At 76.0% G+C, this 10,177-nt stretch carries 10 protein-coding genes; 6 read left to right on the top strand and 4 right to left on the bottom strand.

All coding sequences use genetic code 11. The features are described from left to right. On the bottom strand, positions 1-631 hold a 631-nt coding region (locus tag BU198_RS09630; protein ID WP_188296424.1), incomplete at its 3' end, for a cobalamin biosynthesis protein. A 362-nt stretch (positions 632-993) separates the two neighbouring features. Here BU198_RS09630 and BU198_RS09625 point away from each other — a divergent pair. The 3 genes from BU198_RS09625 (at position 994) to BU198_RS09615 (ending at position 4,357) form a co-directional block, all read left to right on the top strand. Continuing rightward, complete coding sequence (locus tag BU198_RS09625; RefSeq protein WP_188296423.1) at positions 994-2,385, top strand: MFS transporter; 1,392 nt, start codon at positions 994-996, stop codon at positions 2,383-2,385. Continuing rightward, a complete protein-coding gene (locus BU198_RS09620; RefSeq protein ID WP_188296422.1) occupies positions 2,382-3,413 on the top strand; it encodes a TolB family protein in 1,032 nt (343 codons plus the stop codon). The genes BU198_RS09625 and BU198_RS09620 overlap by 4 nt, the downstream gene beginning before the upstream one ends. 146 nt (positions 3,414-3,559) lie before the next feature. Next, on the top strand, positions 3,560-4,357 hold the full coding sequence (locus BU198_RS09615; protein WP_188296421.1) for a hypothetical protein: 798 nt from the start codon (positions 3,560-3,562) through the stop codon (positions 4,355-4,357). A gap of 203 nt (positions 4,358-4,560) precedes the next feature. Here BU198_RS09615 and BU198_RS09610 read toward each other — a convergent pair whose 3' ends face one another. Beyond that, positions 4,561-5,514, bottom strand: a complete 954-nt coding sequence (locus tag BU198_RS09610; RefSeq protein WP_188296420.1) for an EamA family transporter — start codon at positions 5,512-5,514, stop codon at positions 4,561-4,563. 169 nt (positions 5,515-5,683) lie between these two features. Between BU198_RS09610 and BU198_RS09605 the strand changes: the two genes are divergently transcribed. Then, positions 5,684-6,193: a MarR family winged helix-turn-helix transcriptional regulator gene (locus BU198_RS09605; RefSeq protein ID WP_188295416.1), complete on the top strand. Its 510-nt coding sequence runs from the start codon at positions 5,684-5,686 to the stop codon at positions 6,191-6,193. 185 nt (positions 6,194-6,378) lie between these two features. After that, positions 6,379-6,831 carry a hypothetical protein gene (locus BU198_RS09600; protein ID WP_188295417.1) on the top strand — a complete coding sequence of 151 codons (453 nt, stop codon included), beginning with the start codon at positions 6,379-6,381 and terminating at the stop codon, positions 6,829-6,831. Positions 6,832-7,455: 624 nt separating this feature from the next. Here the strand turns inward: BU198_RS09600 and BU198_RS09595 are convergent. Continuing rightward, positions 7,456-8,688, bottom strand: a complete 1,233-nt coding sequence (locus tag BU198_RS09595) for an FAD-dependent monooxygenase (protein WP_188295418.1) — start codon at positions 8,686-8,688, stop codon at positions 7,456-7,458. Between the two features lie 118 nt (positions 8,689-8,806). Between BU198_RS09595 and BU198_RS09590 the strand changes: the two genes are divergently transcribed. Then, a complete protein-coding gene (locus BU198_RS09590) occupies positions 8,807-9,418 on the top strand; it encodes a TetR/AcrR family transcriptional regulator (protein ID WP_223243899.1) in 612 nt (203 codons plus the stop codon). A gap of 9 nt (positions 9,419-9,427) precedes the next feature. On the opposite strand, the gene cpt is transcribed toward BU198_RS09590, so the two are convergent. Then, the gene (gene cpt / locus BU198_RS09585) at positions 9,428-10,009 is read right to left on the bottom strand and encodes a chloramphenicol phosphotransferase CPT (RefSeq protein ID WP_188295422.1); all 582 of its coding nucleotides are present in this window, start codon (positions 10,007-10,009) and stop codon (positions 9,428-9,430) included. Between the last annotated feature and the right edge of the window lie 168 nt (positions 10,010-10,177).

Genomic DNA, 10,177 nt, shown 5'->3' with positions numbered 1-10,177 from the left:
GGTCGGGTCCGGGGCCGAGGGCGGATCCGGGGCCGAGGTCGAGCAGCGCGATCCGTCCGGGCACCGTCGCCCGGGCGATCGCGACCGTCGCTCCCGCCGACCTGCGCTTGGCGACCACAAGCCGCCCGCCCGGCGCGCTCGCGAGCGCCGCCGCCTCGGCCACGCTCGCGGTGCCGACGGCCGCGCCGACCACAGCGGAGGGGTTCGGCACCGGCACTCCCGCCAGCGCCGCCGCCGGGTACTCGTCCACCGGCACCCCGGTGAGGTGCTCGGTCGCCCAGCGCACCGCCGGGTGGTCCGCCTTGCCCGCCACGGTCGCCAGCCGGGCCACCGCGGAGCGGGCCAGGCCGGCCTCCGCGAGGGTGTCCGTCAGCAGCCGCAGCACCTCGGTCCGCTCGGCGCGGCTGCTCGCGCCGATGCCGACCACCAGAGTGCGGGGGAGGACCGGCAGGCCGCTGCCCGGGGTATCCCGCTCGTACTCGCTGTTTCGCTCGTACTCGCTGTGCCGGTCGTCCCGGTCGTGCCGGTCGTCCCGGCGGTGCCCGTCGCGCCGGTCGTCCGGGGCGGCGATCCGCAGGACCGGGGCGTCCTCGGGCCCGTCGGCCGGGATGGCTGCGACCAGTCCGATCACGTGCCGCACTCCTTCGTCACAAGCTCCGGAGATCCCACCACGCCCGGCCGGAACGGGTCAATCGCGACAGGTGTGGCCTCCGGCGCCGGTCCGTTCCGGCAGGCCCGCCCGGCGCGGCAGCTGTTCGCCTGTTCTTCACCTCCGTTGTGAGGTACACGACACCGCGGCGCTCCTACTGTTCTCGGCGCTCCCGCCCGGGAAGCCCCGACATCCGGAGGACCCCCCATGGCCTTCGCACGACCGCGCACCCCAGGCACGCCCACCGCCGGTGCCCCTGCCTCCGTTTGCTCCTCCCCCGCGAGTCCCGCCCGGGGCCCGGCCGGCCGCGGCACCGCCACCACCGGAATCCGGAACTGACGCCCGTGTACGTCGCGGACTCCCGCAGTTCGAAGGCCCCCGACGCGCCGGCCACCGGTCAGGCCCGGCGGGGCGCCGCCCTGCGCACCGTGCCCGGGGCGGTCATCGCCCTCGGCACCGTCAGCCTGGTCACCGACATCTCCTCCGAGATGGTCACCGCCGTCCTCCCCCTCTACCTGCTCACCGGCCTCGGCCTCTCCCCGCTCGGCTTCGGCCTGCTCGACGGCATCCAGAACGGCTTCAGCGCCCTGGTCCGGCTGGTCGGCGGCCACCTCGCGGACCGCCGCGGCCGGGACGGCGCCGCCCGGCACAAGGCCGTCGCGGCCGTCGGGTACGGGCTGTCCGCGCTGTGCCGTCCGCTGCTGCTGTTCGTCCACACCGTCCCGCTGATCGGTGCCGTGATCGCCGTCGACCGCACCGGCAAGGGCCTGCGCACCGCACCCAGGGACGCGATGATCTCGCTGGCCACCGAACCCGCGCACCGCGGCCGGGCGTTCGGCGTGCACCGGGCGATGGACACGGCCGGTGCCCTGCTCGGCCCGCTGACCGCCTTCCTGGTGCTGCGGCTGGCCGGCGGCCCGCTGCTCGCCGACGGCGGCGAGCGGCACGGCTACGACGCGGTGTTCACGGTCAGCGCGTGCGTCGCGGCGCTCGGCGTGCTGGTCCTGCTGCTGTTCGTGCCGAACCGCGGCAGTCGTGACGACTTGTCGACTTCCACCCCCTCGCTCCGCGACAGCCTCACGCTGCTGCGCCTGCCGGGCCTGCGCCGGCTGACGCTCTGCGCCGTCCTGCTCGGCCTCACCACCGTCAGCGACTCCTTCCTCTACCTGCTCGTCCAGCGCCGGCTGGACCTGCCCGTCGGCCTGTTCCCGCTGCTGCCGCTGGGCACCGCCGCCGCCTTCCTGCTGCTCGCCGTCCCGCTCGGCGCGCTTGCCGACCGGATCGGCCGCCACCGGCTCTTCCTCGCCGGGCACGGGGTGCTGCTGCTCGCGTACGGGCTGCTGCTCTCGCCGCTGCGCGGGGTGCCGGCGGCGCTCTGCGTCCTGCTGCTGCACGGCACCTTCTACGCGGCCACCGACGGCGTGCTCGCCGCCGCGGCCGCCGACACGGTGCCCGCCGGGCAGCGCGGCGCCGGGCTCGCCCTGGTCGGTACCGGGCAGGCGCTGGCCAGGTTCGCCTGCTCGCTGCTGTTCGGCGCGCTGTGGGGCATGGTCGGCGGCCCGGCGGCGCTGGGCTGGTCGGCGGGGGCGCTGGCGCTGTGCGTGCTCGGCGCGGCGGCCGTGCTGCGCCCGTCCGAAGCCGATGCGGCCGCCGCCGGTGACGGGAGACCGGGAACCGCGGCCGGGCCCGTCACCGGCACGTCCGAACCCGCCCCCGCCGCCGAGGAGAAGCCGTGAACCCGCAGAACCGGACCAGGGTGATCATCCTGCTGGTCGCCGTCGTGCTGCTCGGTGCGGTCGGCACCGGAGCCGTGCTCCACGCCGCCGACCGCACCGCCCGGCGGGACCAGGTCCAGCCCGGCGGTCCCGAGGTCGCCTCCGGCGCCGTGTCGCTCGGGGCGTCCGCCCACGGACGGCAGCTGCTGTTCCGCAACATGGCCTGGGGCCCGCACCGGGACGAGATCACCACCGTCCCCGCCGACCGCCCCGACGGCCCGCGTACCGCCTCCGGCGTCCAGTGCCTGCGCTTCCACGCCGCCGCCGGCACCGGCATCTGCCTCCAGGCCCAGCACGGCGCGCTGGAGGACACCTACCGCGCCGTGGTCCTGGACGACCACCTGCGCGAACTCCGGTCCTTCCCCGCCGCCGGCATCCCCACCCGCTCCCGGGTCTCGCCCTCCGGGCACCTCGCCGCCTGGACGGTCTTCGTCAGCGGCGACTCGTACGCGGGCAGCGACTTCTCCACCCGCACCTCGATCGTGGACGTCAGGGACTGGAACCTGCGGGAGAACCTGGAGGACTTCGCGGTCGTCCTGGACGGTCACCCGTACCAGGCGCACGACGTCAACATCTGGGGCGTCACCTTCGCCGACGACAACACCTTCTACGCCACCCTCGCCAGCGCCGGCCGGACCCACCTGGTCCGCGGCGACCTCGCCGCCCGCACCCTCACCACCCTGCACGACAACGTCGAGTGCCCCTCGCTCTCCCCGGACGGCACCCGGGTCGCGTACAAGAAGCGCGTCCCCGGCCTGCCCGTCGACGCCCCGTGGCGGCTCTACGTGCTCGACCTCGCCACCATGACCGAGACCGCCACCGCCGAGCAGCGCAACATCGACGACCAGGCGCTCTGGTCCGGCGACGGCACCCTGGTGTACGCCCTGCCCGGCGACTACGGTGCCGACCTGTGGACCGTCGCGGCCGACGGTTCGGGCAGCGCGCAGCAGGTCACCAAGGCCGCGGTGGCCCCCGCCTACCTGGGCTGAGGAACTCTCGGCTACGGTCCCACGTCGAGCAGAGTGTGACGTGCCGATCGAGCGTCCGGGCCGGGCGTACCGGCCGGACGTCCCGATCGAGCGCCCTGATCGAACGGGGGAGCAAGACAACCGTGGACGGTATCCCGCCCGAACGCATGGTGACCGATTCCTGGCCCGCCCTGCACGGCCGACCGGTCCTGCGGCGCACCGTCGCCGTCGGACTGGTGCTCTGCGTGTCCGTCGCCGCCGCCCTCGTGGTGCGCGGCGTCAACGCGTTCACCGTCGGCCGCACCGGCCGCGAGACCGACCGGGACCGCGCCGAACGCCTGGCCGGCCTGCACCCCTCCCAGCACCCCGGCGCAGGACGCTTCTACGTCCCGGTCGGCGCCGTCTACACCCACACCTCGGACGGCGCCCCGGTCGCCTACCTGCACTACCGCCTCGGCGGCGGGAGGGCCCCCGGCCTCGGTGACTTCCTCAGCGCCTACGACCTCCCCACGCCGGGACCGGTCGCCCCGCTCCCACCCGACCTGCTCGCCGCGCTCGGCGGCGACGAGCCGGCCGAGGCCTCGGAACTCCCCGAGTCCTCGCCGCCGCCCGCCACCGCCCCGTCCACGGTGCCCGTGACCCCGTCCGTCGCCCCGTCCGCCGACGCGACGCCCAGCGAGAGCCCCTCGCCGGAGGTCGCCCCCGCCGCCGAGGCCGGCCAGCTCGCCGCCGACCCCGCCGACCCCGTGGACCCGGACATCGATCCGGTCCCCAGCGCGGACCAGGCTCCCGCCACCGACCTCGCGCCGGAAGACCCCACTCCCGCACCGAGCCCCACCCCCACCGCGGACCCGACCCCCACCGACCTCCCCGCCCACGCCCCCACCGCCCGCCGCATCTACGTCGCCGCCATCCCCGGCGGCCTCGCCGGCGCCGCCGACATCTACATCCGCGCCACCGGCTGAACCGCCGGTTGTCCCAGCGGGGCCGTGACTCCTGTGGGCGGGCGGTGGCGCCGGGCCGCCGGCCCGGCGCTCCGGGAGGTCGCTTCCGCTGTGCCGCCGGCCGGTCGCGAGGCCCGTCAGGCGCCGCCCGTCGCCCACCGCCCCGCCGTACGTGTCTGCGCCCCGCCGGGAGGGTTCGGCGGGGCGCAGGTGTGCGAGGACTCTCAGTGGGCGGCCGCCGGTTCGGGGAGCGGAGCGGGTGTCGCGGCGGGGACGGGGGCGGGGGCCGGTGCTGCGACCGGTGCCGGGGTGGGGCGGGCGGGGGACTGGCCGGCGAGCAGGGCGGCGAGGGCGAGGAGGAGGCCGAGGACCTGCCAGGGGGTGAGGGTCTGGCCGAGGACGAGGAGGCCGCCGAGGGTGGCGACGACCGGGTTGACCAGGCCGAGGAACGAGGCCGGGCCGGCGCCGAGCTGCTGGATGCCGCGGAACCAGAGGACGTAGCCGAGCGCGGTGCCGAACAGGCCGAGGTAGGCGAAGCCGGCCAGGTTGGCGGCGCTCAGGGCGGGCGGCGCGCCCTCGACCAGGGCGGCGAGCGGGACGAGGAAGACCGAGCCGGCCAGGAGCTGCCAGGCGGTGAGGTCGAGCAGGGTGGCGCCCTCGGGGCGCCCCCAGCGGCGGGTGAGGACGGTGCCCATGGCCATCAGCGCGATCCCGGCGACCATCGCGGCGATCCCGACGCCGTCCAGCCGCGCGCCGCTCTTGAGCACCAGCAGGGCGACCCCGCCGACTCCGACCAGTCCGGCGGCCACCGCCCGCCGGCCCGGCCGCACACGCAGCACGCCGATGGAGAACCCGGCGACGAGCAGCGGCTGGATCGCCCCGATGGTGGCCGCGACGCCGCCTGGCAGGCGGTACGCGCCGACGAACATCAGCGGGAAGAACAGCCCGATGTTGAGCATCCCGAGTACGGCTGCGCGCCCCCACCAGCGCCCCTTGGGAAGTCGGCGGCCGATCAGCAGCAGGAGGAGCCCGGCCGGGAGCGCGCGGAGCGCGGCGAGCAGCAGCGGGCGGCCGTCGGGCAGCAGCTGGGTGGTGACGAGGTAGGTGGTGCCCCAGGCGGCCGGGGCGAGTGCGGCGGTGGCGGCGATTCCCGCGCGCTTGCGGTCGATGACGGCCATGACGTTCCCCTGAACGTTGATTATCTGAACGTTGAGGTATTTTTACGCCTGAGAGTTAGCGAACGTCAAGTATGTGAATGTTAAGATATCTGCATCGGGTTGCCCGGCCGGCTTCGAACGGGTGGGCGACCCGGCGGCTTCGCACAGACGGCTCCGGAAGGCGGCGGGCATGCAGCAGCGCGACACCGTGGACGACATCGTCGAGCAGTGGGCCCGGGCCCGCCCCGACCTGGATTCCGGGCCGATGGCCCTGGTCGGCCGGCTGCGACGGCTCAACGTCCGGGTCGACAACGCCCTGCGCGAGTACTTCACCCGCTGCGGCCTGGACTCCTCCGAGTTCGACGTCCTGGCCACCCTGCGCCGCTCCGGCGAGCCGTACGAGCTCAACGCCCGCGCGCTGCTCAAGTCCGCGATGGTCACCTCCGGCGCCATCACCAACCGGGTCGACCGGCTGTCCGCCAAGGGCCTGGTCGAGCGCAACCCCTGCCCGACCGACCGCCGCGCCGTCCTGGTCCGCCTCACCCCGGCCGGCAAGGAGCTGATCGACGGCGCCATGGACGGCCACGTCCGCAACGAGGAGCGCATCCTCTCGGCCCTCGACGAGGACGAGCGCGCCCGGCTGGACGCCCTGCTGCGCAAGCTCCTCGTCGCGCACGGGGACACCGAACCGATCCTCTGAGCCGGGGCCGGCGCATTCCGGAGCCGACGTCCTCTGGAGCCGACGTGCTCCGGGGCCGGCGCGCTCCGGGGGCGCTCGGTACGCGCTTCGCCTGCGGTTCCGCCGGCCGCGGCCGACGGGCCGCGTGTCCAGCGGTGTCCCGGCGGCGTTATCCCCCGTGGAAGCCCACCGGAGGAGAGGCCCCGATGAAAGAGAAGACCCCCAGGGACATCGCCGTCGACGACCAGCTGCGGGCCGCCGGTGCGGAGGGCGCCCAGTGGCTCACCTCCGCCGGGTGGGGGCCGCCGGTGAGGGTGCCGCTGCAGAACGCGGCGAAGTGGCAGCAGGAGACCAGGGCCCGGATGCTGGCGTCGCAGGCGGACGAGTCCTGTACGTGGTGCGACCACCTGCTGTACGGCGGGCCGCAGCCGGTCGTCGTGCACGCGGAACACCCGACCCACCTGATCTGCCGCGCCTGCTCCGTCGCCGCCCGCTCCCGACGGGTCTGCCTCGACTGCGGGAAGCCGGCCGCCTCCGCGTCTCCGGCCGACGGGCGGGAGGACGTCTTCATGGGACCGGTGGCGATCTACACCCGGGTGCGCTGCGCCGCCTGTCACCGGGGCGACCCGCTCAGGGGGACCTTCGGCAAGGGCGCGTGACGCGGACGTCCGGCGCGTGGCTCGCCGCCGCGCGCCCGGCGCACACCGCCGGTAGTTCGCCGGCGTCGGTGTCGGTGTTGCCGCCGCCGTCGGTGTTGGCTTCGGCCGTGCGGGCCGTGCGGGCCGTCCTGCCGGCTCCTCCGGCGGTCTCCCCCTGGATCCGGCCCCTGCCCGGCGACGATCACGGTGAGGTGGTCAAGCCGCGGGTCCCAAGCGCGGCGACGAGATCCCGCCGCCACCGGTCGGCGGCGAATGGCGCCTTCGGTTCGGTCCGGGCGAGGCTGCCGAGGGCTGGAGTGCAAGGGCTGGAGCGAGCTGTGCGCCGAAGAGTCAGGGAATGCTTGTCGCTGCTTCGAGGCACTGCGGACGAGTCCGCTCTCGGGGCGGGGCCCTGACCGGTGGCACCGGCGGCACCGGCTCAGGGGGCGCCTGGCGACCCGGGTCCTCGGCGGCGTCGAGCTGCCGCGGTGGGCGGACCAAGTGACCTCCGGAGGCCGGGTGCGGTACGTGGTGGACGAGGCGGCCCGTGCCGTCCACTCCGTCCATGCCTCGCCCCTTCATCCGCAGGGCGCCGACGCGTAGTCCACCGCACTCGGCTGCCGGTGGCCGGTGTCCGCGCTGCTCTCACCCCACTCCGCCCAGGACCGGTGGCTGCCAGTCGTACGTCCGGGCCGAGGGGCCGAGCAGGGCGCGGGCGGGGAGGAGTCCGGCGAGCGTGAGGGCCGCGGTGCGCAGGCAGGTGGCGGCGGGCGAGCGGAGGGCGACGAGGCCGCCGATGCGACGGGAGCCGGCGGCGACCGCGGTGGTGCGGGGGAGCCGGGCTGCGGTGTAGGCGGGCAGGACGGCGGCCGGGTCGGTGGCGGGGGTGAGCAGGGAGGCGAGGACGAGCCCGTCCTCGATGGCCTGGCAGGCGCCCTGGCCCTGGAAGGGGCACATCGCGTGGGCGGCGTCGCCGAGGAGGGCGACCCTGCCGTGGTGGTGGGCGGGCAGCGGGTCGGTGAGGTCCCAGACGTCGTGGCGCAGCACGCGCCCGGGCTCGGCCAGGGCGAACAGCTGCGGCACCGGGGCGCACCAGTCGCCGTACCGGTGCAGGAGTTCGGAGCGCTCGTCGCCGTCGGCGGCCCGCTCGCCGGCCGGGGCGAGGGCGGCGCCGTAGACGTAGACCCGGCCGTCGGCGAGCGGGACGATCCCGGCGAGGCGCCCGCGGCCCCACACCTCGCCGGCGGTGGCCGGGTGACGGTCGGGGGCGACGATGGTGCGCCAGCTCGTGAAGCCGCTGTAGCGGGGGCCGGGGTGCCGCGGGAAGAGCAGACCGCGGGTCGCGGAGCGGATGCCGTCGGCGGCGACGACCAGCGCGGCGCTCTCCTCCCCGTCACCGGTGCGGACGACGGCGGGCTCGGCGGCGCTGCCGGGGGTGACGAGCGTGGCGGGCGAGCCGGTGCGGAGGGTGCCCTCAGGGAGAGCGTCGACCAGGGCGGCGATGACGTCGGCGCGGGCGACGGCGGCGATCATGTCGCCGAAGCAGGCCTCCAGGGCCGAGGTGCTGGTGCGGGCGAGCCAGCGGCCGGAGGGATGGCGCAGGCCGACGGCGGGGTGCGGGGTGGCGAGGGCGCGCAGCCGTCCGCCGACGCCGAGCCGGTCGAGGGAGCGCAGGGCGTTGGGGGCCAGGACGAGCCCGGCGCCGACCGGTTCGAGAGATTCGGCGCGCTCGTGGACGCGTACCGGAACGCCCTGGCGGTGCAGGGCGAGCGCGGCGGTGAGCCCGCCGATGCCGCCGCCGATGACGATCGCCTGCCTGCCGGTCTGGTGCCTGCCGTCCTGTTGCCTGCGCTGCCGCCTGTCCTGCTGGGCGTCCACGGGAGGGCTCCTCTCCTCGGACTACATCTGTAGTGTCCGTCTGCCAGCACCGTACTACAGGTGTAGTTCGCGGGACACTACTGATGTAGTGAATTGGGATCGCCGCAGGAGAAAGGCCATGATCGGACCCATGACGCCCCCGCGCCCGACCCTGATCGCCGACGCCGCCGTCACCCTGATCGCCGAGCGTGGTCTGCGCGGGCTGACCCACCGCGCCGTGGACGAGGAGGCCGGCCTGCCCGCCGGCTCGACCTCCAATCTCGCCCGGACCAGGGCGGCCCTGCTCGAACTCGCGCTCACCCGGATCGTCGAGCGGGAGACCGAGGACCACCCGGTCCTCACCGGGCAGGCCCCCGCCGCGGCGTCGCCCGACCCCGCCGCCGCGCGGGCCCTCCTCGTGCGGGCCGGTGCCGACCTGCTGTACCGGGCGCTCACCAGTGGACGCCGGCTCACCCTGGCCCGCCTGGAGCTCGCGCTGGAGGCCACCCGGCGGCCCGAACTGCGCGCCGTCTACGACCGTCTGGGCACCCGCTTCGCCGACTTCGCCGCCGTCCTGCTCGCGCGGTGCGGCTCGGCCGACCCGACGGCGGACGCCCGCCGCCTGATCCGCTGGTGCGACGGGGTGCTGTTCAACGCGACGGCGGGCAGCGGGCACTGGCACATCCCGGCGCCGGAGGAACTGCGCGACGAGATGGCGTGCTACCTCACCGTGCTGCTCGACCGGGAGTAGCGCGAAGGGCTATGAGGCGGTGCCCGCACGGGCGTCGGGCTGCGCGCCGGCCGTCGCCCGCGCGGCCTCGACCTGTGCGGCGATGACCTGCGCGCAGTCCGCCGCGGAGGCGCGGGAGGTGTCCACCACCAGGTCGTACGCGACGCCCCGGTGCACCGGTTCCGCCTGTGCGGCGGCCATCCCCGCCACCCGGTCGCCGCGCGCGGCCTCCCGGGCCGCGGCCACCGCCGGGTCGCAGCGCACCCCGACCCAGAGCACGTCCAGGCCCTCCAGGGCCGCCCGCCACCGGGCCTGCGAGGTGGTGCCGCCGAGGAACACCTCGTCCACCACGATCCGCGCCCCGGCCCGGGCCATCGCCGCCACCCCGACCGTCCAGGCGGCGTCCAGCGTCGCGAACACCGGACCGACCCGGACCGTGCCGTCCCCGTCCTCCAGTCCGCCGATCCCCTCGCCGCCGCTGCGCAGCGAGGGCGGCAGCGCGTCGACCATGGTGTCCGTGCCGAGGTGCAGCCACGGCTCCGGGAGCAACTCCTGGAGGCGCCCGGCGATGCTCGACTTGCCCGAGCTGGACCCGCCGTTGAGGACGATCACATGCATGCGCGCAGCATAGGCCGGGCACCCCGCGGCGTCGCGGCGTTTTCCCCGCCGGAGGGCGTCGGGGTCGGCCGGGCACCGAGGTCGGCAGGGCATCGGGGGCCAGCCGGGCGCCGGGAGGTCGCGCCCTACGCCGCCCCCGCCGCCCCCGCCGCCCCCGCCGCG

Source organism: Streptomyces sp. CBMA156, from assembly GCF_014596515.1.
Classification (GTDB): Bacteria; Actinomycetota; Actinomycetes; order Streptomycetales; family Streptomycetaceae; genus Kitasatospora.
Note: the sequence above shows the minus strand (reverse complement) of the source record. Positions and strands in the feature narration are given on the sequence as shown.